This window comes from Variovorax sp. Soil_C_19, from assembly GCF_057657255.1.
Genome location: NZ_JBDGIV010000016.1, coordinates 79,783 through 103,679, shown reverse-complemented (window position 1 = coordinate 103,679; position 23,897 = coordinate 79,783). Strand labels below are relative to the sequence as shown.

General features: G+C 69.5%; 22 protein-coding genes and 1 other RNA gene. 9 read left to right on the top strand and 14 right to left on the bottom strand.

Features of this window, described 5'->3' with window-relative positions:
- Positions 1-20: 20 nt before the first annotated feature.
- The 5 genes from AC3A6R_RS23620 to AC3A6R_RS23600 are packed head-to-tail and all read right to left on the bottom strand — an operon-like array spanning position 21 to position 5,638.
- Positions 21-1,013, bottom strand: a complete 993-nt coding sequence (locus AC3A6R_RS23620; RefSeq protein ID WP_487865771.1) for an ABC transporter ATP-binding protein — start codon at positions 1,011-1,013, stop codon at positions 21-23.
- 29 nt (positions 1,014-1,042) lie between these two features.
- Positions 1,043-2,101, bottom strand: a complete 1,059-nt coding sequence (locus AC3A6R_RS23615; RefSeq protein ID WP_487865761.1) for an ABC transporter ATP-binding protein — start codon at positions 2,099-2,101, stop codon at positions 1,043-1,045.
- A 2-nt stretch (positions 2,102-2,103) separates the two neighbouring features.
- A complete protein-coding gene (locus AC3A6R_RS23610) occupies positions 2,104-2,997 on the bottom strand; it encodes an ABC transporter permease (RefSeq protein ID WP_487861751.1) in 894 nt (297 codons plus the stop codon).
- 12 nt (positions 2,998-3,009) lie between these two features.
- Entirely contained in the window at positions 3,010-3,963 is a 954-nt protein-coding gene (locus AC3A6R_RS23605) for an ABC transporter permease (RefSeq protein WP_487861750.1), read from the bottom strand.
- A 7-nt stretch (positions 3,964-3,970) separates the two neighbouring features.
- A complete protein-coding gene (locus tag AC3A6R_RS23600) occupies positions 3,971-5,638 on the bottom strand; it encodes an ABC transporter substrate-binding protein (protein ID WP_487865760.1) in 1,668 nt (555 codons plus the stop codon).
- Positions 5,639-5,727: 89 nt separating this feature from the next.
- Between AC3A6R_RS23600 and pyrC the strand changes: the two genes are divergently transcribed.
- The 4 genes from pyrC (at position 5,728) to htpX (ending at position 9,369) form a co-directional block, all read left to right on the top strand.
- A complete protein-coding gene (gene pyrC, locus AC3A6R_RS23595; RefSeq protein ID WP_487865759.1) occupies positions 5,728-6,759 on the top strand; it encodes a dihydroorotase in 1,032 nt (343 codons plus the stop codon).
- Complete coding sequence (locus tag AC3A6R_RS23590; RefSeq protein ID WP_487865758.1) at positions 6,756-7,601, top strand: NYN domain-containing protein; 846 nt, start codon at positions 6,756-6,758, stop codon at positions 7,599-7,601. Before pyrC ends, AC3A6R_RS23590 begins: the two co-directional genes overlap by 4 nt.
- Complete coding sequence (locus tag AC3A6R_RS23585; RefSeq protein WP_487865770.1) at positions 7,601-8,344, top strand: DUF3025 domain-containing protein; 744 nt, start codon at positions 7,601-7,603, stop codon at positions 8,342-8,344. Before AC3A6R_RS23590 ends, AC3A6R_RS23585 begins: the two co-directional genes overlap by 1 nt.
- 152 nt (positions 8,345-8,496) lie before the next feature.
- Positions 8,497-9,369, top strand: a complete 873-nt coding sequence (htpX, locus tag AC3A6R_RS23580; RefSeq protein ID WP_487865757.1) for a protease HtpX — start codon at positions 8,497-8,499, stop codon at positions 9,367-9,369.
- Positions 9,370-9,466: 97 nt separating this feature from the next.
- Here the strand turns inward: htpX and AC3A6R_RS23575 are convergent, their stop codons facing one another.
- The 4 genes from AC3A6R_RS23575 to cysK all read right to left on the bottom strand — a co-directional run bounded on the left by AC3A6R_RS23575 (position 9,467) and on the right by cysK (position 13,598).
- A complete protein-coding gene (locus tag AC3A6R_RS23575; RefSeq protein WP_487865756.1) occupies positions 9,467-10,276 on the bottom strand; it encodes a ProQ/FINO family protein in 810 nt (269 codons plus the stop codon).
- A 49-nt stretch (positions 10,277-10,325) separates the two neighbouring features.
- Positions 10,326-10,949 (bottom strand): flavin reductase family protein, encoded by a 624-nt coding sequence (locus AC3A6R_RS23570; RefSeq protein WP_487865755.1) that lies wholly within the window; start codon positions 10,947-10,949, stop codon positions 10,326-10,328.
- A 14-nt stretch (positions 10,950-10,963) separates the two neighbouring features.
- Positions 10,964-12,604, bottom strand: a complete 1,641-nt coding sequence (locus tag AC3A6R_RS23565) for an NAD(P)/FAD-dependent oxidoreductase (RefSeq protein ID WP_487865754.1) — start codon at positions 12,602-12,604, stop codon at positions 10,964-10,966.
- A gap of 73 nt (positions 12,605-12,677) precedes the next feature.
- Positions 12,678-13,598 (bottom strand): cysteine synthase A, encoded by a 921-nt coding sequence (gene cysK / locus AC3A6R_RS23560; RefSeq protein ID WP_487865753.1) that lies wholly within the window; start codon positions 13,596-13,598, stop codon positions 12,678-12,680.
- A gap of 107 nt (positions 13,599-13,705) precedes the next feature.
- On the opposite strand from cysK, the gene rnpB reads away from it, so the two are divergent.
- An RNA gene (rnpB, locus tag AC3A6R_RS23555) (RNase P RNA component class A) lies at positions 13,706-14,034 on the top strand.
- A gap of 41 nt (positions 14,035-14,075) precedes the next feature.
- Here the strand turns inward: rnpB and AC3A6R_RS23550 are convergent.
- Genes AC3A6R_RS23550 through AC3A6R_RS23540 form a run of 3 tightly spaced genes read right to left on the bottom strand, consistent with a single transcriptional unit; the run spans position 14,076 to position 17,080 of the window.
- The gene (locus tag AC3A6R_RS23550; protein WP_487865752.1) at positions 14,076-14,633 is read right to left on the bottom strand and encodes a hypothetical protein; all 558 of its coding nucleotides are present in this window, start codon (positions 14,631-14,633) and stop codon (positions 14,076-14,078) included.
- A gap of 54 nt (positions 14,634-14,687) precedes the next feature.
- On the bottom strand, positions 14,688-15,404 hold the full coding sequence (locus AC3A6R_RS23545) for an RNA pseudouridine synthase (RefSeq protein WP_487865751.1): 717 nt from the start codon (positions 15,402-15,404) through the stop codon (positions 14,688-14,690).
- Positions 15,401-17,080 (bottom strand): MBL fold metallo-hydrolase, encoded by a 1,680-nt coding sequence (locus AC3A6R_RS23540; protein WP_487865750.1) that lies wholly within the window; start codon positions 17,078-17,080, stop codon positions 15,401-15,403. The genes AC3A6R_RS23545 and AC3A6R_RS23540 overlap by 4 nt, the downstream gene beginning before the upstream one ends.
- 119 nt (positions 17,081-17,199) lie before the next feature.
- On the opposite strand from AC3A6R_RS23540, the gene AC3A6R_RS23535 reads away from it, so the two are divergent.
- On the top strand, positions 17,200-18,195 hold the full coding sequence (locus AC3A6R_RS23535) for a Bug family tripartite tricarboxylate transporter substrate binding protein (RefSeq protein WP_487865749.1): 996 nt from the start codon (positions 17,200-17,202) through the stop codon (positions 18,193-18,195).
- Here the strand turns inward: AC3A6R_RS23535 and AC3A6R_RS23530 are convergent.
- Entirely contained in the window at positions 18,182-19,108 is a 927-nt protein-coding gene (locus tag AC3A6R_RS23530; protein WP_487865748.1) for a DMT family transporter, read from the bottom strand. The genes AC3A6R_RS23535 and AC3A6R_RS23530 overlap by 14 nt on opposite strands.
- 128 nt (positions 19,109-19,236) lie before the next feature.
- On the opposite strand from AC3A6R_RS23530, the gene AC3A6R_RS23525 reads away from it, so the two are divergent.
- The 3 genes from AC3A6R_RS23525 (at position 19,237) to AC3A6R_RS23515 (ending at position 23,007) form a co-directional block, all read left to right on the top strand.
- Positions 19,237-20,448 (top strand): amidohydrolase family protein, encoded by a 1,212-nt coding sequence (locus AC3A6R_RS23525; protein WP_487865769.1) that lies wholly within the window; start codon positions 19,237-19,239, stop codon positions 20,446-20,448.
- A gap of 13 nt (positions 20,449-20,461) precedes the next feature.
- Positions 20,462-21,178 carry a hypothetical protein gene (locus AC3A6R_RS23520; RefSeq protein ID WP_487865747.1) on the top strand — a complete coding sequence of 239 codons (717 nt, stop codon included), beginning with the start codon at positions 20,462-20,464 and terminating at the stop codon, positions 21,176-21,178.
- A gap of 254 nt (positions 21,179-21,432) precedes the next feature.
- Positions 21,433-23,007, top strand: coding sequence for a patatin-like phospholipase family protein (locus AC3A6R_RS23515; protein ID WP_487865746.1), 1,575 nt, complete (start codon positions 21,433-21,435; stop codon positions 23,005-23,007).
- 39 nt (positions 23,008-23,046) lie between these two features.
- Here the strand turns inward: AC3A6R_RS23515 and dkgB are convergent, their stop codons facing one another.
- Positions 23,047-23,895 (bottom strand): 2,5-didehydrogluconate reductase DkgB, encoded by an 849-nt coding sequence (gene dkgB / locus AC3A6R_RS23510; RefSeq protein WP_487865745.1) that lies wholly within the window; start codon positions 23,893-23,895, stop codon positions 23,047-23,049.
- Between the last annotated feature and the right edge of the window lie 2 nt (positions 23,896-23,897).

Below are 23,897 nucleotides of genomic sequence, written 5' to 3'. Positions count from 1 at the left end.
GGTGGTGCAGGTCGGCAGGGTCAGGCTACCAGGGTGGGGGCGATGGCGGCGGCAGCCTCGGTGCGGATGCAGCGCGCGCGGTGGTTCGGTGCCAGCTCGATGGCGGGCGGCTGTGCAATGCGGCAGGCCTCGGCGGCGAGGCTGCAGCGCTCGGCAAAGGCGCAGCCAGGCGGTAGCGCGGAAAGGTCGGGCGGGGCGCCGCCGATGGTCTCGAGCCGCGCGCCGCGCGCGAGCGCGCCATGGGCCCGGCTCTTGAGCAGCGCGATGGTGTACGGGTGGCGCGGCGTGCGGATCAACGCGCGCGCGCTGCCTTCCTCGACGATGCGGCCTGCATACATCACGGCGATGCGGTCGGCCACCTCGACCGCCGCGCCGATGTCGTGCGTGACGAAGATCACCGACAGGCCGAGGTCGCGCTGCAGCTCGCGCAGCAGCAGCAGGATCTGGATCTGCACCGTGGCGTCGAGCGCGGTGGTCGGCTCGTCGGCCAGCAGCAGCTGCGGGTTGCAGGCGAGCGCCAGCGCGATCATCGCGCGCTGGCGCATGCCGCCGGACATCTCGTGCGGATAGGCCGCCAGGCGGCGCTCGGGGCTCGGGATGCGCACGCGCTCGAACAGCGCGAGCGCGCGCCGCTGCGCTTCGGCCGCGGTGACGCCCTTCTCGTGGCGCCGGATCGATTCGACGATCTGCGCACCGACCGAATACACCGGGTCGAGCGCCAGCAGCGGCTCCTGGAAGATCATCGACGCGACCTTGCCGCGGAAATTGTCGAGCTCGCGCGTGGACATCGCGAGCACGTCGCGCCCGGCCACCTGCACCTGGCCGCCGATGCGCGTGCGGCGCTCGGGGTGCAGCCGCAGCAGCGTGCGCAGCGTCACGCTCTTGCCCGAGCCCGATTCGCCGATCAGCGCGACCACTTCGCCGCGGCCCACGTCCAGGCTCACGCCACTCGCGGCATGCACGGGCTTGCGCCCGCCGGTGAAGGTGACGCTGAGGTCACGCAGGCGGACCATCGGCTCGGTGACGGGTGGCGCGGCGTGGTTCATGCGGCCTGCCTTTCTTCGCTTTGTTGCTTCTGAGCCGGCTGCGCCATCGGGTGCCCGCTGCCTGGTTCGTGGACCAGGCAGCTCACTGCATGCCGTGCGCCGGTGGCGATGCGCTCGGGCACCACCTGGCTGCACACCGGCGCCGCGAGTGCGCAGCGCGGATGGAAGCGGCAGCCGCTTGGCGGATCGATCGGGTTCGGCGGGTCGCCCGCGAGCGCGGCGGTCTCGGTGCGGTGGTCGGGGTCCATCGACGGCATCGACGACAGCAGCGCGCGCGTGTAGGGGTGCGCCGGCGCATCGTAGAGCGTCTCGGACGGACCGATCTCGGCGACCTGGCCGAGGTACATCACCATCACGCGGTCGCTCACGTAGCGCACCACGTTCAGGTCGTGGCTGATGAAGACGTAAGTCAGGCCGAACTCGGCCTTCAGGTCGAGCAGCAGGTTGATGACCTGGGCCTCGACCGACTTGTCGAGCGCCGAGACCGCCTCGTCGAGGATCACCATGCGCGGCTGCAGCGCCAGCGCACGCGCGATGTTGACGCGCTGGCGCTGGCCGCCCGACAGCTCGTGCGGATAGCGCTCGGCAAAGCGCCGCGAATCGAGCCCGACGCGCGCGAGCAGGTCGCGTGCGCGCGCCACCGCTTCGCGCCGCGGCAGGCCGTGCACCTGCGGCCCGAAGGCGACGGAGTCCTCGATGGTGAGGCGCGGATTGAGCGAGGCATAGCTGTCCTGGAACACCATCTGCACCTGGCGCCTGAATTCCTTCAGCGGCAGGTCGCGGCCACCGACCTCGCGGCCGTCGAACACCACCTCGCCGCGCGTCGGCGCGATGAGCTGCATCAGCAGGCGCGCCGTGGTCGACTTGCCGCAGCCCGATTCGCCGACCACGCCCAGCGTCTCGCCCTTGTGCACCTCGAAGTCCACGCCGTCCACGGCGCGCACCACGCCGCCGCCGCGGCCGAGCGCGTCCTTCTTGAGCGGGAAGTGCTTGACCAGGCCCGAGATGCTGAGCAGCGGCTGCGCCGGGCCGCCGACGTCGTTCAATGGATTCATGCTCACCCCTTGTTGTCCATCGCCGAGCGCAATCCGTCGGACAGCAGGTTGAAGGAGATCGAGGTGACGAAGATCATCAGACCGGGCAGGGCCGCCACCCACGGCTGCACGTAGATCGCGGTGCGCAGCGTGTTGAGCATCAGCCCCCACTCGGGCTCGGGCGGCTTCACGCCCAGGCCCAGGAACGACAGGCCCGAGGCCAGGATCATCGACACGGCGATCAGGCTCGTGGCGTAGACGAAGATCGGTCCGAGCACATTGCCGAGCACGTGCACCCGCACGATGGTGAAGGGGTTCGCGCCCGAGGCGCGCGCCGCCTCCACGTAGTCGCGCGTGCGCACCTGCGTCGTCACGCTCTCGGCCACGCGCGCGATCTGCGGAATGAACACCACCGTCAGCGAGATCAGCGAATTGACCACGCCCGCGCCCAGCGTGCCCGACAGCGCGATCGCGAGCAGCACCGACGGGAAGGCGTAGAACACGTCGATCGTGCGCATGATCAGCGTGTTGGTGAGACCGCCCGCGTAGCCCGCGACGATGCCGATCACCGTGCCGAGCACGAAGGCGCAGAACACCGGCGTGATGCCGATGAACAGCGACAGCCGGGCGCCCACGATCAGGCGCGAGAGCATGTCGCGCCCCTGTTCGTCGCTGCCGAGCAGCAGCCCCTCGGTGCCGATCGGCTTGAGCCGCTTGAGCATCGAGGAGGCATACGGGTCGGCCGGCGCGAGCCAGGGGCCGAACACCGCCAGCCCGATCAGCAGCAGCACCACCAGCGCGGCACCCATGGCGACCGGATCGCGCACGAAGCGCAGCACCACCGAAGTCCAATAGCCGCGCGAGCGCTGCGGCGGCAGGGGCTCGGCGGCGATGAGGGGAGCGAGAAGGGCGGACATGGCGATGGGTCTTCAGGCCCGCGCAATGCGCGGATCGAGCAGGGTCTGCAGCACGTCGACCAGCAGGTTGAGCACCACGAAGAACAGCGCGAGCACCAGGATGGTTCCCTGCAGCAGCGGCAGGTCGCGCTGGAAGATGGCGGAGTTCAGCAGAAAACCGGTGCCGGGCCAGGAGAACACCGTCTCGATGAGGATCGAGCCGCCGAGCAGGTAGCCGAGCTGCAGGCCCATCACCGCCAGCGCGGTAGGCGCGGCGTTCTTGACCATGTGGCGGAACACGCCGAAGTGCGTGAGGCCCTTGGCGCGCAGGCCGATGATGAACTCCTGGTCGAGGATCTCGGCCACCAGCGCGCGCACCGTGCGCGCGATGATGCCCATCGGGATCACCGACATCGTGAGCGCCGGCAGCACCAGAAACTGCAGGTGCGCCCAGTCCCAGGCCCAGTCGCTCGAGCCGCCCGGGCCGGCGCCCGTGGCGGGCAGCCACATGAGCTGCGACGAGAACACGATGACCATCACCATGCCGAGCCAGTAGTGGGGCACGCTCACGCCGAGCACCGAGAACATCGAGGCTGCGCGGTCGATCCACGAGCCGCGGAAGTAGCCCGCCACGAAGCCGAAGAGCGAACCCAGCACGAAGCCGATGAAGGTGGCCACCACCGCGAGGCGCAGCGTGTTGCCGACGGCGGTGAACACCTCGCCGGCCACCGCGCGGTTGCTCGCGATCGACATGCCCAGGTCGCCGTGCAGCGCGCGCCAGAGCCACATCGCGAACTGCTCGGGCAGCGAGCGGTTGAAGCCGTAGAGCTCGCGCAACTGCGCCTGCAGCTCGGCCGACGCGTCGGGCGGCAGAATCGACACCAGCGGGTCGCCCGGCGCGATGTGCACCAGCAGGAAGCACACCAGCGCCACGCCGACCATGATCGGCAGGGCGTAGACGATGCGGCGCAGCAGGTAGGCGAGCATCGCGCGCTCAGTCCATGGTCATCGTGGCGATGTCGATGAACCAGCTTTTCGGCTGCACCACGTTCTTGACCTTCGCCGACATGGCGCGCGGGCCCACGTCGTGCGCGATCCAGACGAAGGGCGCGTCGTCGACCACGTGCGCATGCAGCTTTGCCAGTGCCGCGTCGCGCGCCTTGTCGTCGAAGCTGGTGCGCGCATCGGCCACGAGCTTGTCGACTTCGGCATTGCCGTAGTAGCCCCAGTTGTTCGACACCGGGGGGAACGCCTTGGTGCTCACGAAGCGCACCATCGCGAAGAACGGGTCCATGGCGGCGAAGCTCACGTTGGTGGCATTGGCGCCGTTGGCCGACGGGTCCTTAGCGCCCTTGCGCCAGTTGGTGAAGAGCGTGTTCCATTCGATCACGTCGAATTCCACGTCGAAGAAGCACTGCTTGAGCGACTGCTGCGCGTACTCGTTCATCGGCAGCGGCTGCATCTGGCCCGAGCCCGAGGCCGAGATCTGCACCTTCACCTTGATCGGCTTGGCGGCCGAGTAGCCGGCCTGCGTCATCAGGGCCTGCGCGGCCTTCACGTCGTAGCGGATGTCGAACTTGGGGTTGCCCCACCACGGATGGCCGGGCGGCACGGTGCCCTTGGGCTCGGCCATCATGCCGCCGAGCAGCTGTTTCATGCCGCCGCGGTCGACGCACAGGTTGGCCGCCTGGCGCACGCGCTTGTCGAGCCAGGGCGAGCCTTCGGCGAACGACAGCTGCCAGGGCCACACGTGCGGCTGCGCATTCGAATAGATCTTGAAGCCGCGCTGCGTGATCTGCGGCATCGCGTCGGGCGCGGGCGCTTCGATCCAGTCGACCTGCCCGCCCAGCAGCGCGGCAGTGCGCGCGTTGGCCTCGGGCATCGGCAGCATGACGACCTTGTCGATCTTGGGCACGCGCTTCGCGTCCCAGTAGGACTTGTTGGCGGCCAGTTCGAGCCGCTCGCGCGCCACGAAGCGCGTGACCCGGAACGGGCCCGAGCCGGCGGGATCGGCGGCGAAGGCCGTCCACGCGGCCCTGGCCTTGTCGGCCGGCGCGGCGCCGCTGGCGGCGTCGAACTTCTTCTGCCAATGGGCCGGGGAGGCCATGAACAGGTTCGACAGGTTGATCGGCAGGAAGGCATCGGGTTCGCTGGTGGTCAGCTCGACCGTCATGTCGTCGATCTTGCGTGCGGTGCGCAGCGTCGGCATGCGAGAAGCGGTCACGCCGACCTGGCTCGCGTCGAACTGCGGCGCGTCCTTGTCGAGCACCTTCTGCACGTTCCAGACCACGGCATCGGCGTTGAAGGCCGAGCCGTCGTGGAACTTGACGCCGGGGCGGAGCTTGAAGACCCAGCGCGTCTTGTCCTTCGCGTCGACGGCCCACGATGTGGCCAGGCCGGGGATCAGCACGCTCGGCGCATCGGCCTTCGACAGGTCCCAGTGCGTGAGCGCGTCGTAGATCGGGATGCCGGTGAATCGGTTGCCCTCGAAGCCCTGGTCGGGCTGGCCCAGCGTGCGCGGAATGTCGGCCGCGGTCATCGCGATGCGCAAGGTCTTCTCCTGCGCCAGCGCCGGCGCGGCGGTGAGGGCCAAGACGGCGAGCGCCGCGCAGGCGACGAGGGACTTCGACGGGATGATCGGGGCGGGGGCGGCACGCTTCACATGGAACTCCGTGGGGTGGGGACGGACATCACAAGCACGACGTGTGCCAGCACGTGCCGCGGGCGGGCCGATGCGACAATTGCCCTCCCATGACCGACACCCTCACCATCACCCGTCCCGACGACTGGCATCTCCACGTGCGCGACGGCGCCGCCCTCGAAGCCGTGGTGCCGCACAGCGCGCGCCAAGTCGGCCGCGCGCTGATCATGCCGAACCTGCGCCCGCCCGTGACGACCGCCGCGCAGGCCGTGGCATACCGCGACCGCATCCGCGCGGCCGTGCCCGCGGGCGCCGCCTTCGAGCCCGTGATGTCGCTCTACCTGACCGACAAGCTGCCGCCCGAAGAGATCGCCCAGGCCGCCGCGGCCGGCGTGCGCGCGCTCAAGCTCTACCCGGCCGGCGCCACCACCAACAGCGATGCCGGCGTGACCGACATTCGCCACACCACCAAGACGCTCGAAGCGATGCAGAAGCACGGCCTGCTGCTGCTGGTGCACGGCGAAGTGACCGACCCGGCGGTCGACCTGTTCGACCGCGAAGCCGTCTTCATCGACCGCGTGATGATCCCGCTCAGGCGCGACTTTCCCGAGCTCAAGGTGGTGTTCGAGCACCTCACCACGAAGGAGGGCGCGCACTACGTGCGCGATGCGGGGCGCTTCACGGCGGCCACGATCACGGCGCACCACCTGCTCTACAACCGCAACGCGATCTTCACCGGCGGCATCCGCCCGCACTACTACTGCCTGCCGGTGCTCAAGCGCGAGACGCACCGCGTCGCGCTGGTCGAAGCCGCTACCAGCGGCAGCGACCGCTTCTTCCTCGGCACCGACAGCGCACCGCATCCGGCGCACCTGAAGGAGCATGCGCTCGGCTGCGCCGGCTGCTACACCGCGCTGACCGCCATCGAGCTCTATGCCGAGGCCTTCGACAACGCGGGCGCGCTCGACAAGCTCGAGGGTTTCGCAAGCTTCCACGGCGCCGACTTCTACGGCCTGCCGCGCAACAGCGACACCATCACGCTGAAGCGCGAAAGCTGGACCGTGCCCGAGACCGTGCCCTACGGCGAGGCCACCCTGAAGCCGCTGCGCGGCGGCGAGACCGTGGCTTGGAGGCTCGCATGACGCCCCCGCTGCGGGTGATGCTGCTGATCGATGCCGACAACGTCTCGGCAGACGTCATCGAGCAGGCCGTGCAGCGCACGCTGGCCGAGTACGGCGCGGTGCATGTGCGCCGCGCCTACTGCAATGCCGAGACGGCACTCAAGCAGCAGGCGCTCTTCAAGCGGCTGTCGGTGCGCCCGATGGTCAATCTCTCGGCCGGCAAGAACAGCACCGACATCGCACTCGCGGTCGACGCGATCGACCTTGCGATGGCCGAGCGGCCCGACGTGGCGGTGCTGGTGTCGTCCGATTCCGATTTCGCGCCGCTCGTGATCCGGCTGCGCGAGAAGGGCTGCCGCGTCTGCGGCCTCGGCCAGCAGGGCAAGACGGGCGACGAGACAGTGGCGGTCTACGACGACTTCACCGACCTGCGGCACCAGGGTGCACCGGTCGCGCCGCGCGCCGCACCGGCGCGCAAGGCGGCGGCGAAGCGTGCGCCCGCAGCCAAGTCCGCCGCCGCGCCGGCAGCAGCGAAGACCGCCGCGGCCAAGGCGCCGGCCAAGACAGCGGCGCGCAAGGTCGCCAAGGCCGCCGCCGCGAAGCCCGCTGCGAAGCAGTCCGCGCAGAAACAGTCCGCGCCGAGGCCGCCGGTGTCCGAAGCCGCCGAGTTCATCCTGCGGGCCGCGCCGGCGTTGCGCAGCGGCGCCGACGTGCCGCTCAACGACGTGGCCCAGGCGCTGCGCGCCGCCGGGCTGCTCGGCAAGCATGGCAGCTCGCTCAAGCTGTTCGACAAGCTCCCCGCAGAGTTCGCCGTTCTGCAGCACCCCGACCGCATCCGCTGGACCGGAGCCGCCGCGCCTTGATGAGCCTGGCGGCGATCGACTGGTCGCAGCCCTGGCTGGCGCCCTATCGCGCCGTCGGCGAGGCAGCGGCGCAGACCGCCGCGGCCGGCGCACCGGTTGCTGACGCACTGCAGCAGTTCGCCACGCCGGGGCGCACGCCCGCCTTCGTCGCGCAGTCGGCGCTGCCGTCGGGCCAGGCGTACGAAGCCCACATCTTCGAAACCCGCACCGTTCCCACGCGCGACAACCTCCACGACTTCTTCAATGGGCTGGTCTGGCTGGCTTTTCCGGAGACCAAGCGCCGCCTCAACGAATTGCAGGCGGCCGAGATCGCCCGCGCCGGCATCGGCGCCACGCGCGGCCCGCTGCGCGACGCGCTGACGCTGTTCGACGAGAACGGTGCGCTGCTCGATGCGCCCAAGCCGCTCTGGGACGCGCTGCTGTCTCGCGACTGGCCCACGCTTTTCGTCGCGCGGCGCGCGCTGTGGTCCGAGGCGCGGCTCGTGGTGTTCGGCCATGCGCTGCTCGAGAAGCTCGTGGCGCCGCGCAAGGCGGCCACGGCGCATGTGCTGTGCGTGCCTCCGGGGCTGGCCGCACACGCCGGGCCGGTGCAGGACGCGGCGCTTGCGTGCAGCCTCGATGCGCAGTGGCTGGCGCGCAAGCCGTTCGCGCCGCTGCCGGTGCTGGGTGTCCCGGGCTGGTGTGCCGATAACGCGGCCGCCGATTTCTACGACGATCCGAAGGTCTTCCGGCAGGGTCCGTAGAACTTTTGCTCCTATCATCGCTCTACCCGCAGCCCGCGGTGCACGCCGTCCGCCAGAACAACCACAAGAATTCGACGGCCGATCCTGCATGGCTTGAAGAGGGCCGCGGGGCCCTCATCTAGGCGGTAGCGTTCCCCCACGGAGAATCCAACTTGAAACGTATTGTTCTGTTCGTCCTGACCAACGTGATGGTCGTTGCGGTGCTCGGCATCGTCGCGAGCCTGCTCGGCGTCAACCGCTATCTCACGGCCAACGGGCTCAATCTGACGGCGCTGCTCGGCTTCGCGCTGATCATGGGCTTTGGCGGCGCGATCATCTCGCTCCTGATCAGCAAGCCCATGGCCAAGTGGACGACCAAGCTGCACATGATCGACAACCCCCAGACGCCCGACGAGGCCTGGATCGTCGGCACGGTGCGCAAGTTCGCCGACAAGGCCGGCATCGGCATGCCCGAGGTCGGCATCTTCGAGGGCGAGCCCAACGCCTTCGCCACCGGCGCGTTCAAGAACTCGTCGCTGGTCGCGGTGTCCACCGGCCTGCTACAGGGCATGACGCGTGAAGAGGTCGAGGCCGTGATCGGCCACGAGGTGGCGCACATCGCCAACGGCGACATGGTCACGATGACGCTGATCCAGGGCGTGATGAACACCTTCGTGGTGTTCCTCTCGCGCGTGATCGGCTACGCGGTCGACAGCTTCCTGCGCCGCGGCGACGACCGTTCGTCGGGCCCCGGCATCGGCTACTACGTGAGCACCATCGTGCTCGACATCTTGCTGGGCTTCGCCGCCGCCATCGTGGTGGCCTGGTTCTCGCGCCAGCGCGAGTTCCGCGCCGACGCCGGCGCCGCCGCGCTCATGGGCAACCGCCAGCCGATGATGAATGCGCTCGCGCGCCTGGGCGGCCTGCCGGCCGGCGAACTGCCCAAGGCCGTCGAGGCCATGGGCATCACGGGCAGCATGGGCAAGCTGTTCGCCACGCACCCGCCAATCGAGGAGCGCATCGCGGCGCTGCAGAACGCGCGCTGAGCGTCCGAGCCTGCAGAAGCCAAAGAAAAGCCGCCACGGGCACACCGTGGCGGCTTTTTTGCTTCTGCGCTGCCGCAGCAGCCTCGATCGAATGCGATCAGCTGGCGACTGCAGGCGCCGCCGGCTGCCGCTCGGTGCGTGCGCGTGCGAGCGTGGCGGTCACTTCCTTGGCGTCCATGCCGTACATCTCGGCGAAGGCCTGCTCGCTGTCGCGTCCACTCGACTCGAAGGCGCGCAGCAGCGCCTCGCGCTTGGCGGCCTGGCGCGCCAGTTCGGCCAGCGCTTCGTCGAGCACGGCATTGGTGTCCTCGTCGCGCGAGCGCACCAGCACGGCATAGGCTTCGCGGTCGAGGCCCGAGGCTTCCACCGCGCGGGCGATGCGGGTCACCAGCTGCGGGCGCAGGTCTTCGCCGGGGTTGCGCTGCGCGCGGCGGCGGTGCAGCTCGAGGATGGCGTGGTGCACATGCTCGGGCGCGACCGGCTCCACCACGTTGCCGTCGAGGTCGTGGCGCGGGTGGCCCGCGGCCACGGCCTCGAGATAGCGCGTGGAGCGCGCATGCAGGCCGAGCCCGACCTTCAACTCGTCCTTCTTGAACACGTCGGCATGCTTGTCGAGCAGGTCCTGGAACACGCCGAGCTTGAGCGGCAGGAAGCGCGCGCCGAACAGGTTCGGATAGAGCTCGAACAGCTTCTCGAGCGCCGGATGCACCTTGCGGCCGCGCGACGCTTGCTGCTGCTGCGGTGGCTGCTGCTTCTGCTGCTGGTTTTGCGGCTGCCCGGACTGCCCGGGGCTGCGTTTCTTTCTCTGCTGCTGGCGCGGCTGCTTCTGCGCCGCGCCGCCGTCGGCTTCCGCCGGCTGCTGGACTTCCTGGATCTGTTCTTCTTGGGGCGTGGCGGTGTCGGTCATCGGTCGGTGGTCAGGTTGTCGGCGGCACAAAAAATAGGGTTCCGCGCATTCAGCGCGGGCGGAACATCTTGAAGAGATTGTCGGCGCTGATCTCGAAATAGTCGGCCGGCCCGCCGCCGCGCAAGATCGGCTGGGCCGCGGCGGTGTCGTAGATGCCGTTCTTCAGCAGGTGCCGTGCGATGTGCACGCCCACCACTTCGCCGAGGACGAGCCAGGTGGGCACCGGCACGCCGTCGGCGCCTTCGAGCTGCAGCAGCTGGGTGAGCCTGCATTCGAACGACACCGGGCTTTCAGCGACGCGCGGCACCGCGATGGTGCGCGATGCCGTGGGCGTGAGGCCGGCGAGCTCGAATTCGTTCACTTCGGGCGGCACGGCGGCGCAGGAGCGGTTCATCTGCTCGGCCAGCGGCCGCGTGGCCAGGTTCCAGCCGAACTCGCGCGTCTGGCGGATGTTGTGCAGGCTGTCCTTGGCGCCGATGCTCGCGAAGCCCACGATCGGCGGCGTGTAGTTGAAGGCGTTGAAGAAGCTGTAGGGCGCGAGGTTGAGCACGCCGTGCTCGTCCTGCGACGAGATCCATCCGATCGGCCGCGGACCGACCATGGCATTGAACGGGTCGTGCGGCAGGCCGTGGCCCTTGGCCGGCTCGTAGAAGTGGAAGTCGTCGCGCGTCATGGTGGCGGTGGTGCTCAGGTTCCGGTCGCGCTGCGCGCCACCGCTTCGGCCACCTTGATGCCGTCGACGCCGGCCGAGAGGATGCCGCCGGCGTAGCTCGCGCCTTCGCCAGCCGGGTAGAGGCCGCGCACGTTGAGGCTCTGGAAGTCGTCGCCGCGCGTGATGCGGATCGGAGACGAGGTGCGCGTCTCGACGCCCGTGAGCACCGCATCGTGCAGGTCGAAGCCCTTGATCTTGCGGCCGAAGGCGGGAAAGGCCTCGCGCATCGCCTCGATGGCATAGGCCGGCAGCGCCTGGTGCAGGTCGGTGGGCGTGACGCCGGGTTTGTACGACGGGGTCACGCTGCCGAGCGCGGTCGACGGCCGGCCGGCGACGAAGTCACCCACCAGCTGGCCTGGTGCGCGGTAGTCGCCGCCGCCGAGCACGAAGGCATTCGATTCGAGTTCGCGCTGCAGTGCGATGCCGGCGAGCGCATCGCCGGGCGCCTCGGGCGTCCAGCCCGGGAAGTCGCGCGGCTCGATGCCGACCACGATGCCCGCGTTGGCATTGCGCTCGTTGCGCGAATACTGGCTCATGCCGTTGGTGACCACGCGGCCCGGCTCGCTCGTGGCGGCCACCACGGTGCCGCCGGGGCACATGCAGAAGCTATAGACCGAGCGGCCGTTGCTGGCGTGGTGCACCAGCTTGTAGTCGGCCGCGCCGAGCAGCGGATGTCCCGCATGGCGGCCCCAGCGCGCGCGGTCGATCAGGCCCTGCGGATGCTCGACGCGAAAGCCGATCGAGAACGGCTTGGCATCGATGTGCACGCCGCGCGCGTGCAGCATTTCGAAGGTGTCGCGCGAACTGTGGCCGAGCGCCATCACCACATGGTCGGCGCGCAGTTCGCTGCGCTGGCCGGTCGTCTGGTCGAGCACGGTCAGGCCGCGAAGCTGCCCGCTCTCGATGTGCACGTCGGTCACGCGCTGTTCGAAGCGGATCTCGCCGCCGAGCGCCACGATCTGCTCGCGGATGTTCTCGACCACCTTCACGAGCTTGAAGGTGCCGATGTGCGGATGCGCGACGTAGAGGATCTCGGGCGGCGCACCGGCCTTCACGAACTCTTCCATCACCTTGCGCCCGAGGAAGCGCGGGTCCTTGATCTGGCTGTAGAGCTTGCCGTCCGAAAAGGTGCCGGCGCCCCCTTCGCCGAACTGCACGTTCGACTCGGGGTTCAGCACGCTCTTGCGCCACAGGCCCCAGGTGTCGCGGGTGCGCTGGCGCACCGTCTTGCCGCGCTCGAGCACGATCGGGCGAAAGCCCATCTTCGCGAGCATCAGCGCGGCAAAAATGCCGCAGGGGCCGAAGCCGATCACCACCGGCCGCGGGGCGCCCTCGGGCGCATGCACCGGCGGCGTGTAGCGCATGTCGGGCGCGCTCTGGATGTGCGGGTTGCCGGCGTGGCGCGCGAGCAGGGCGGCTTCGCCTGCCGCATCGGCCAGCTGCACGTCGCAGATGTAGACCGTGCGCAGGTCGGCCTTGCGTGCATCGAAGCTGCGCTTGTAGACCGTGTGCGAGGCAATGGCTGCGGGTTCGACGCCGAGCGTGCTGGCGACCAGCGCGGGCAGGGCGTCGTCGGCATGGCCGAGCGGGAGTTTGAGTTCGGAGATTCTCAGCATGGCGTGGGGCTTGTGTTTATCAAGCAGACCGCGGATTTTAGAGGGTCGCGCCCCGGCGGGCGTCGACGGGGAATCAAGCCGGGAGAAAACCCTCCACTGAAAGGTAGCGCTCGCCCGTGTCGTAGTTGAAGCCCAGCACCACCGCATCGGGCGCGAGCGAAGGCAGCTTCTGCGCGATGGCCGCGAGCGTCGCGCCCGAGGAGATGCCCACCAGCATGCCTTCCTCGACCGCGCAGCGGCGCGCCATTTCGCGTGCCGGCTCGGCATCGACCTGCAGCACGCCGTCGAGCACCGAGGTGTCGAGGTTCTGCGGGATGAAGCCCGCGCCGATGCCCTGGATCGGATGCGGCGAGGGCTGGCCGCCCGAGATCACCGGCGATGCCACGGGCTCGACCGCGAACACCTGCAGCTTCGGCCACTTCTTCTTGAGCACCTTTGCCACGCCGGTGATGTGGCCACCCGTGCCCACGCCGGTGATCAGCACGTCGATGCCCTCGGGGAAGTCGGCCGCGATCTCTTCGGCCGTGGTGCGCATGTGCACCTCGACATTGGCAGGATTGTTGAACTGCTGCGGCATCCAGGCGCCGGGCGTGCCGGCGACGATTTCCTCGGCCCGCGCGATCGAGGCCTTCATGCCGCCCGCGCGCGGCGTCAGGTCGAAGGTGGCGCCGTAGGCCAGCATCAGGCGGCGGCGCTCCAGCGACATGCTGTCGGGCATCACGAGCACCAGCTTGTAGCCCTTGACAGCCGCGACCATCGCAAGGCCGATGCCGGTGTTGCCCGAGGTCGGCTCGACGATCGTGCCGCCGGGCTTCAGCGCGCCGGATTTCTCGGCTTCTTCCACCATCGCGAGCGCGATGCGGTCCTTGATCGAGCCGCCGGGATTGGCGCGCTCGGACTTGATCCACACCTGCTGCTTCGCCTCGCCGAACAGGCGCTGGATGCGGATGTGCGGCGTGTTGCCGATGGTCTGGAGGATGTTCTGGGCCTTCATTGCTGGATCTCCTTGGAGTAGGACCTGGTGTCGGTTTGGGGACGGTCGACCGCCATTGTGGAACGGTCGGCGGGCGCTGCGAAGGCATGGAGCGATAATCCTTGTGTGAAGCACGCCAGACCGCCGCTGGTGCAAGTGCCGAAAGGCCGCACTGGAGGAACGTCCGGACTGCACAGGACAGCGCAGGAGTTAACGACTCTCCACCGTGAGGTGAGGATCAGAGCAACAGAGACGAGCCGATTCAGTTCGGGTGAAACGGGCAATCTCTGCGCGCAGCAACACCAAGTAGGCCAGTATCGAGGTGGTTCCGCTGAGCTGGCGGGTAGGTGGCATCGAGCCGTCTGGTGACAGGCGGCCCAGAGTAATGGCGGTCACGCCGAGGGCTTCGCAAGAGGCCTTCGGCGCACAGAATCCGGCTTATCGGCGGGCTTCACACTTTCTTTCGCACGGGCGCTCCGAAACGGCGCCCGCGCCCCCTCAGCGGGTGAAGAGCCAGCCGCCCTTGGGCTGGCGCGCCAGTTCGTGGCGCCGCACGGCGCGCTCCTCGCTGTCGTCGCCCACGTAGACGACCTCGAAGCGCAGCCGCTTCGGCGACACCATCTTCCAGTTCTGCATCCGCTTGACGGTCACGCAGGCCGTCCTGTCGTGGTATTGCATGCCCGCCATCGGCCCGCCCTGGAAGCCGGTGCCGTCGAACAGCCGGCCGGGCGCAGCAAAGGGGTTGAGCACGGCGCCGTTGCGCGCGGTGATGCAGCCTTCGGTGCGCACGAACGATTCGATGGTCGGTGCGGCGCTGCGCACCACGCGGGCCACCGCCGGGCTCGGCGGGCTGGCGGCGATCACCTCGCGGATGCGTTCGACCTGCGCCTCGGTGATCGGCGCCAGGCCGCTGGGCGACACCACCGGCGGCGGGGCGGACGACGGCGGATCGCTCGGCGGCAGCAGCGGTGCCACCAGCGGGGCCAGGTAGCTGCAGCCCGCCAACGCCAGCGGCACGGTGCAGGCAAGTGCGGCGCGTCCGGAACCGAACTTCATCCTTGTCTCCTTGGTTGAACGTGTCCTGTCGTCGATGGCGCGCGCGGCCCGCCTTCAGAAGCGCTCGTGCGGCGTGAGATAGCGCCACTGGCCCGGCAGCAGCCCCGCCAGCGGCACACGGCCGATGCGGATGCGCCGCATCGCGAGGATGCGCAGCCCGGCCTGGTCGCACAGGTGCGCGATCTGCCCGGGCTGCGGGCCCTTGATGGCAAAGCGCAGGCCGGTCTGGTCGGGTGCCTGGCGGCCGATGCTCACGCGCGCGGTCGAGCGCTCGAAGCGCGCGAGCTGCTCGGGCGAGACCGCGCCCGCCACGTCGACCATCACCTCGTGCTCGAGGATGCCGGCGTCCTCTTGCAGCTTGCGCTCGATGCGCCATTCCTGCGTGTAGACCACGAGCCCGCTCGCGCCGCTTTCGAGCGGCGTCATGCAGCGCTGCGCGCGCGCGTGCGCGGGCAGGAAGCGCAGGCCCGCGCGCTCGGGCTCGTGGTGGTTGGCCGCCACGAGCAACTGGTGTGCGTTGTCGGTCGGCATGCCCGCGGGCTTGTGCAGCAGCAGCGTGACCGCCACCACCGGCTCGGGCTTGGCGCCGGCTTCGATCTCGACCTGCTGGTGCGGCTGCACGCGCGACTGCGGCAGCAGCGCCGGCACGCCGTCGACGCGCACCGCGCCGTTCTCGATCAAGAGCTCGGCCTCGCGGCGCGAGCAGCCCGCGAGCGCGGCCACGCGCTTGGCAAGGCGGATGCCTTCGTCTTCGTTGCGAGCACCCTTCATGGTGCTGCCGCCGCCGTGCGTTGGCGGATGCGCGCCACATGCGCGGCCAGCGAGCGGGCCGCCACCGGCCACAGGCGTTCGGGCACGTCGTCGTAGGCCAGCGGCAGCCAGTCGTCGGGCGTGCCGTCGGGCAGCTTCTCCATGGCCTGCGCGATCTTGGCCTCGCGCTTCAGCCGGTGCGCCTTGAGCTGCGCGATGGCGCGGCGCGCGCTGCCGATCACGTAGCCGTGCGCGGGCAGGATGAAGTCGATGCCGCCGGCCTCGCAGGCTGCGTCGAGCCGGTCGAGCGAGTCGAGGTAGGCGTTCATGTCGCCGTCGGGCGGATCGACCACCGTGGTGCTGCCGTTGAGGATGTGGTCGCCCGAGAACAGCAGCCCGTCTTCTTCGAGCACCAGGCACAGGTGGTTCGCGGCATGGCCCGGCGTGTGGACCGCGCGCAGCGTATGGGTCACGGCCTCGCCCGTGGCCGAGCTGCCCGACAGCACCAGGCGTTCGCCGTCGGCCAGTTCGCGTTCGGCCACGAAACGCGCCGAGGCGCGCGCGGTGGCTGCCGACGACAGGCCGACGATCGGCGGCCGGGCCTGGCACAGCGCCTGCAGCGGCGCGGCGCCCGGCGAGTGGTCGGCATGCGAATGGGTGCAGACGATCATGCGCACGTCGCCGTGCGTGGCGCGCCACAGGCGCTCGATGTGCGCCGCATCGTTCGGGCCGGGGTCGATCACGATGTAGCCCGTGGCCGCGTCGCCGACGATGTAGCTGTTGGTGCCCGGCCCGGTCATCGCGCTCGGGTTGCCAGCGGTCAGGCGCTGCACGTTGGCGAGCAGCGGCACCGGTCGCTCGTTCTGCCAGTCGAGCGCGTGCAGCAGCTGGCCGTCGGGGCACACCAGCGCGAGTTCGCCGTAGGGCGATTCGTGTTCCATGTAGCGCGTGTCCAGACCGCCGAGCAGGCCGGCGCGCGGGCAGCTGGTCCACAGCGGCCGCTCGGTGCCGCCCTGTGGACCGCAGGCTTCGAGCACCGCATCGACGCTCGCGTAGGCCGCCAGCCGCTGCAGCGTGCGCACGGTCGGAAAGATCATGAAGAAGCTGCCGGCGTCGTGCCGCGCGAGCGCGTCGGCCGGGCGCACCCAGCAGGGCTCGAACTGCTCGCTCTCGTCGGCAGAGGGCGTCTGGCCCTCGGGCATGCGGGCGACCAGGAAAGGCACATCGAAGCGCCGCGGCAGGTCGCGGTCGGTAACCCAGTGCGCCAACGTGAACACCTGGTCGCTCGCGAGCACCAGGCCCCGCTCGGCGCATTGTGCGACGAAGGAAATCGGAGAGGTGGTGCTGCGGTCCATGGCGGCGATGTCCGCGGCGTTTGCGGGCCGGCCGTCGGCATGGCGCGCGAGCAGCACGCCGAGCTCCTCGAAGCCTTCGCGGATGGCCGCGACGGCCTGGGTGAGCTGCAGGTCGGTCTGCGTCGGGCGCCGCGAGGCGATGAGCCCGGCGGCCGCGTCGGCCGGGTCGATCTGCCCGCCCGGGAACACATAGGCTCCCGGTGCGAAGCTGGCGGTGGCGGAGCGGCGTGTCATCAGCACTTCGATGCCGGCCTCGGAATCGCGCAGCAGCAGCACGGTGGCGGCGGCGCGCACGGGCGCGGGCTCGCGTGCGGGGTGGAGTTGTTGTGTGGGGCGAACCATGCGGCGATTATGGAGAGATGCCGCAGCGCGCGTGCGGAGTGCATAAGCTCATGCCGCATCCGGCATGAGCCGCGCGCCACAATTCCGCTTTGCACCGCCCGCCTCGAGGAAAGACAGCCATGATCCATTTTCCCTTCTCGCGCCTGTTGTCCATCGCCCTGTTCGCCACCGCATCGGCCCCCGCGCTGGCCCAGGCCCCCACCGACTGGCCGCAGCAGCCGGTGACGCTGATCATGGGCTTCCCGGCCGGTTCGGGCGTCGACGTGGTGGCCCGCGCGATCCAGGAACCGCTGGCCAGGCAGCTGGGCAAGCAGGTCGTCATCGACTACAAGTCGGGCGCGGCCGGCAACATCGCGAGCGAGTACGTCGCCCATGCCAAGCCCGACGGCTACACGCTCTCGTTCGGCACCGCGGCCACGCACGGCAGCAATGCCGCGCTCTACAAGAAGCTGCCGTTCGACGTGGAGGCCGACTTCGTGCCGGTGGCGCCGGTGCTCGACGTGTCGAACGTGCTCACCATCAATGCCGACGTGATGAACGTGCGCACGTTGAAGGAGTTCGTCGACCTCGTCAAGGCCAACCCCGGCAAGTACAACTATGCGTCCACGGGCAACGGCGCGGGCACGCACATGGCCTTTGCCGAGTTCAATTCGCGCCTCGGCCTGCACATGGTGCACGTGCCCTACAAGGGCGGGCCCGAGGCCATCACCTCGGTGGTGCGCGGCGAGACCTGCTGCATCATGAACCAGGTGCAGACGGTGCTGCCGCACTACAAGGCCGGCAAGGTGCGCCTCCTGGGCGTGACCACGGCCAAGCCGGTGACGGCAGTGAAAGAGGTGCCCACCATCGCTTCCAGCGGCCTCCCGGGCACCCGGGGCTTCGACAGCTCGATCTGGTTCGGCATCTTCGCACCCAAGGGCACCGAGGCGCGCATCGTCGACAAGCTCAATGCCGCGGTGAAGGCCGTGCTCGAGCAGCCCGAGATCCGCGAGCGCTTCGAGGCCCAGGGCAACACGGTGCGCATCGAGTCGCCCGCGCAGTTCAAGAAGACGGTGCACGACAACCGCGTGAAGTGGGCCGAGGTGGCCAAGGCGGCGAACATCAGCATCGATTGAGGCGGGGCTCGGCGGCGGGGCGGTTGCGCCGCGCGGGCAGCGTCATCGCCATGACGCCGGCCACGGTGCAGGCCAGCCCGAGCCATGCGGTGGGCGCGAGCCGCTCGCCCAGGAAGACGACACCGATCGCCACGCCGACCGGCACCCGCAGATAGGCCTGCGCGGCCGTGGCCATCGGCCCCAGCGTGCGGATGAGCCGGAAATAGATCGTGAAGGCCACGGCCGTCGACAGCACCGCCAGTGCGAGCACCGCGAGCACCGACGCGGCGGACGGCACCAGCGTCCAGGGGCGATCGATCGCCAGGCTGGCGGGCAGCAGCATCACCGAGCCGCACAGCAGCGAGCCCGCCGCGGGCACCATCGGGTCGAAGCCCTTGAACACGCGGCCGAACATGGCCGCGCCGCCGTAGCAGATGGCGGCCACCACCAATGCGACCTGCGCGAGCAGCGCGCGCCCGATCCCGCCCAGGGCCTCCGCACCCACGACCAAGCAGATGCCTGCGAGCCCGGCGCCCACGCCCAGCAGACGGCGCAGCGTCGGCGGTTCGGTGCCGCGCAGGCCGAGGCCCAGCAGGAAGATGAAGATCGGCGAGGTCGAGTTGAGGATGGTCGCAAGCCCCGCGTCGACGCTGCGCTCGGCCCAGGCGATGAGCGTGAAGGGCAGCACGCTGTTCAGCACGGCCTGCAGCATGAAGCGGCGCCAGATGGCGGCGTCGCGCGGCAGCCGCACCCCGCGCAGCCGCAGCACCGCGAGCAGCAGCAGCCCCGCCACCAGCGTGCGCGCGGCGATCAGCGTGATGGGCGGGATCGTGGCCACGCCGACCTTGATGAAGGTGTACGAGGCGCCCCAGAGCACGGCAAGCAGCGCGAGAAGCGCCCATTCGGTGGGCAGGTGGGTCAGTGTCTTTTTCATGGTGCACCGATGGTCGCCACCCGGCGCGGCGCACGCTTCGCTCCAGGCCGAAGCGTGCGCGCCGCATGCACCGGGTTGCGCGCGGGTATCCTCGAATTCCCTTGGATGCCGTGAAAGAACCGATCGCCATGCCCTCGCTCCTGCTGCGCCGCGCGCGTCCCGTCGGCCTTGCGCCCGATGTTCCCGTCGATGTGCTCGTGCAGGATGGCCGCATCGCGGCGGTGGGCCCAGCCCTGGCCGCGCCGGCCGGCACGCCCGTCGAGGACGGCGGCGGCGCCTTGCTGCTGCCCGGCCTCGTCGAAAGCCACACCCACCTCGACAAGACGCTCTGGGGCATGGACTGGTACCGCAACGAAGTGGGGTCCCAGCTCACCGACCGGATCGAGAACGAGCGCGCCTTCCGGCATGCGAGCGGGCACGACGCCGCCGTGCAGTCTATGGTGCTGGCCAAGGCCTTTCTCGCGCTCGGCACCACGCGGCTGCGCACGCACGTCGACATCGACACGCAGGCCGGCCTGCGCCACCTCGACGGCACGCTGCGCACGCGCGAGGCGATGCGCGCGGTGCAGCAGATCCAGGTGGTCGCGTTTCCGCAGTCGGGCCTGCTCGGGCGGCCGGGCACGGCCGAACTGCTCGACCAGGCGCTGGCGCGCGGTGCCGACGTGCTCGGCGGGCTCGACCCGTGCGCCATCGATGGCGACCCGGTGCGTTCGCTCGACTTGTTGTTCGGCCTGGCCGAGAAGCACCAGCGCCCGCTCGACATCCACCTGCACGAGCCCGGCGCCATGGGTGCGTTCTCGCTCGACCTGATCCTGCAGCGCACGGCCGCGCTCGGCATGCAGGGCAGGGTGGCGATCAGCCACGGCTTCTGCCTGGGCGACATCGCCGAGCGCGAGCGCGACGCGTTGCTCGCGCGCATGGCCGCGCTGGGCGTGGTGCTGATCACCAGCGCGTCGCCGTCGCGCACCGTGCCGCCGCTCATCGCCTGCCGGCAGGCCGGCGTGACGGTTTGTGGCGGCAACGACGGCATCCGCGACACCTGGTCGCCCTACGGCAGCCCCGACATGCTGGAGCGCGCGATGTTCATCGGCATGCGCTACAACCTGCGCCGCGACGACGAGATCGATGTCGCGCTCGACACCGTCACGCATGCCGGCGCGCGCGGCTGCGGCTTTGCGCACTACGGCCTCGAAGCCGGCTGCCGCGCCGACCTGGTGCTGGTCGATGCCCAGACCGCCGCGCACGCGGTGGTCGCGCGGCCGCTGCGCAGGCTCGTGGTGGCGGGCGGGCGCATCGTGGCGCGCGATGGCGTGCTCGAGGCCGGCGTGGCCGCGCTCTGACCCTCACGGCGGCATGCGCGACGGACTGACCGCCTTCCATTGGTGCGGCGATGCGATCCGCAGCCGCAGCGTGAGCGACGCCGTGCATGTCGGCACGCTCGACGTGCCCGCCCCGCCCGCGCGACTCGTGGCCGACTGGGAACGCGAGATCGCGACGCGCCTCTTTCTCGAGCCCGGCGACGTCGAGCCCCTGCCGCTGGCGCGCGCGCGCATGCGCTGGCCCGACCATGGCCGCTCGGTGCAGGCGATGGCCGACTGGCTCGCCGCGCTCGGCATGCCCGGCGTGCTCGACGGCAGCGCGCTGGCGCTCATGGCCTGCCGCGGCGCCCGGTACCACCACGACGCCGAGCAGTACGGCAGCGCCGTCTTCTGCAACCTCTTCATGAGCGACGACAAGGGGCTCGACGTGCACTTTCCCGACGTCGGCCTGCGCGTGCCGCTGGCCAGGGGCACCGCGCTGGTCTTCGACACCGCGCAGCCCCACGCCGTGGTCCGGCGCGGCAGCAGCGGCTTCGATGCTGCGCACTTCGCGGCGGGGAGTGACGTGACGCAGTGCTTTCTGAGCTGGGAGCTGCCCGTGGCGAACCCCGATGTCGCGCGCGCGCTGCGCATCGCGTTCGACTCCGATCCTGCGGCCGCGGCGCAGTTCGACGAAGCGCAGGTCCGGCAGAACGGCGCCCGCGTTCGCGTGTGCCCGGCCACGGGCCGCTGGCTCACAGCAGCGGGCTGAACCACGCGTGCGGGCGCAGGCATTGACCCCTGCCGAGGCGGGTGAACTAAGGCATGCACTCGATGCGTTCGATGATGCTGTCGCGTGAGCACGGCGCGACGCGGACGACTACCTTTGTTGCAGATCTTGCGCGCCGCGCGGCACGGCCCAGTACATCGATGGATTGAACGGGATTCCACGCGTAGACGCTCCCAGGGCGCCGCCAGAGACTCCGCTTCCCTGAGTGGGGGAGCCATTTTCAAAGGAGTTGACACATGGAAAAAGACAAGCAGTTCACCATCCTCTCGTTCGTCGGCGGCGGCATACGAGGCTTGATGTCGGTCACGATTCTCGAGAAGCTCTACAAGCGATTTCCGGGTCTTATCGAGCACACCGACCTGATTGCCGGATGCTCGACCGGCTCGATCATCACGAGCGAGCTTCTCGCGGGAAAGAAGCCGCAGGACCTGATCGATTTCTTCACCGATCCCAAGGGCGAACTCGGCTTCTACAACGCCATGAGCACCAATCCCAAAGCGCCCGCCTATTCGATCCAGAAGGTCTACGACTCGCAGTTCCTGCTGCACGGCCCGCTGAAGGTGGACGAACTGCAGCGTAAGAAGGCATTGTTCGTGACCTTCAATGTCGGCAAGCTCGAAACCTCCTCCGAGGGCGTCATGACGCCCGTTCCCTGGCAGCCCGTGATGTACACCAACATGATCCCGGGCCACGGCGACGTGGAGATCGCCAAGGCCGCGACCTCGAGCGGCGCCATGCCGGGGCAGCTCGGCTCGTACGAGGGCAACGTCGACGGCGCCTTCTTCAACCACGATCCGACGGTCGCGGCCATCTCGCTGGCCGTGCGCGCCGGGCACAAGCTCGAGAACATCGTGGCGATCACCATCGGCACCGGGCTGATGTACGACTGGATCGCAAGCGACACCGGCGACTGGGGCGCCGACCAGTGGATGAACGGCGTCGCCGATCCGTTCAACAGCACGCCACCCTTTCTCATGAACCAGTCCAAGCCCGGGCCGATCCTCGACATGTGCCTCAACGGCACCTCGACCGAGCTCATGCCGATGCTGGCCGGCATGCTGCTTGGCGACCGCTATGTGAACATCAACCCGCGGCTGCCGTTCTTCATTCCCGAGAACACGACCTACCAGCAGGCCATCGACCTGCTGCAGGAAAAGGGCCGAACCGCCGACACGGCGCGCGCCGAGGCATTGATCGAAGCGTACTGGTGGGACCACCTGCCCGACGGCCCCGTCGAGCAGGTGGCCAGCTCCGGCACCGGGAAGAAGGGCGCTGCTGCTGCAGCAGCAACGGCTGTGCCCCGGGCGGCGTCGGCCGGCAGCTCGGCGAGCACGCTGAACCTCGGGCCGTACTGCATCCAGCACATGAGCGGCAACCAGTACGTACTCGACGTCGACAATGGCAGCACCGACAAGGGCACGCCAGTGATCGGCTTCGGCGCCAAGCCCACGGGAACCGAGAACCAGCAATGGCGCTTCGTTCCGGCAGGGCCCGAGGCACCGGGCTGGTGGTACCTGCAGACGATGATGGGCACCGACTACGTCATGACGCTGCAGCCGCACGCCACGAGCGGGTCGGGGCCCATCGTGATGCAGCCCATCTCGGCGGCCGACGCCGACACGCAGCTGTGGAGCCTGCAGCCGACCGAAGAGCTGGGCTACTGGTACATCCAGAGCAAGTACGGCGCGAGCAACAAGCAGGCGTCCGCGGTCATTGAGCTCGATGGCGATGCCTCGGCCGCGCCGGCGCTCGCCAATCCGATCAGCTTCACCGGATTCGAGACGCAGGCCTGGGGCTTCAAGCCGGTCTAGCGGCAGCCGTCAGGCGGCACAGCGCCGGCGCGCGCCCCTTCAATCCCACGCCGGCGACAGCCCGGCCGGATCGGTCAGGCGCTCGCCGCGCTCGAGCGCCGCGATCTGCGCCATCTCCGGGTCCGTCAGGCGAAGCTGCCGCGCCGCGAGGTTGCTTTCGAGGTTCGCGCGCTTCGTCGACGACGGGATCACCGCATGGCCGAGCTGCATCGCCCACGCCAGCACCACCTGCGCGGTGGTGGCATTGCCGTGCGCCTTCGCGATCGCCCCGATCACCGGGTCGCCGAGCACCTTGCCGTAGGCCAGCGTCATGTACGAGGTGATGTGGATGCCCTGGCTCTGGGCGAAAGCGGCCACCCTGCGGTTCTGCAGGTAGGGATGCAGTTCGATCTGGTTGGTGGCGATCTCCTTGGCGCCCACGGCCGCAATGGCTTCCTTCATGAGCGCGATGTTGAAGTTCGACACGCCGATCAGCCGCGTGAGTCCCTGCGCCCTGGCCTCGGCCAGCGCGCCCATGAACTCGGCGACGGGCACCGCATGGCCCGGAGAGGGCCAGTGGATCAGCGTGAGGTCGACCTGCTCGGTGCGCAGCTTCGCGAGGCTCTGCTTCAGGCTCGGGATCAGCTTGTCGTTGGCGTAGTTGTCGGTCCAGATCTTGGTGGTGATGAAGAGGTCGCCGCGCGGCACGCCGCTTTCCGCGATGGCCTGTCCCACCTCGGCTTCGTTGCCGTAGATCTGCGCGGTGTCGATCGCGCGGTAGCCCAGGTCGAGCCCGTTCTTCACCGAGTCGATCACCACCTGTCCCTTGAGGCGGAAGGTGCCGAGGCCGAAGGCGGGAACCGACGTGCTGTCGGCGGGGTTGGAGGTCTTGGGGTTGGTGGTCGTCATGG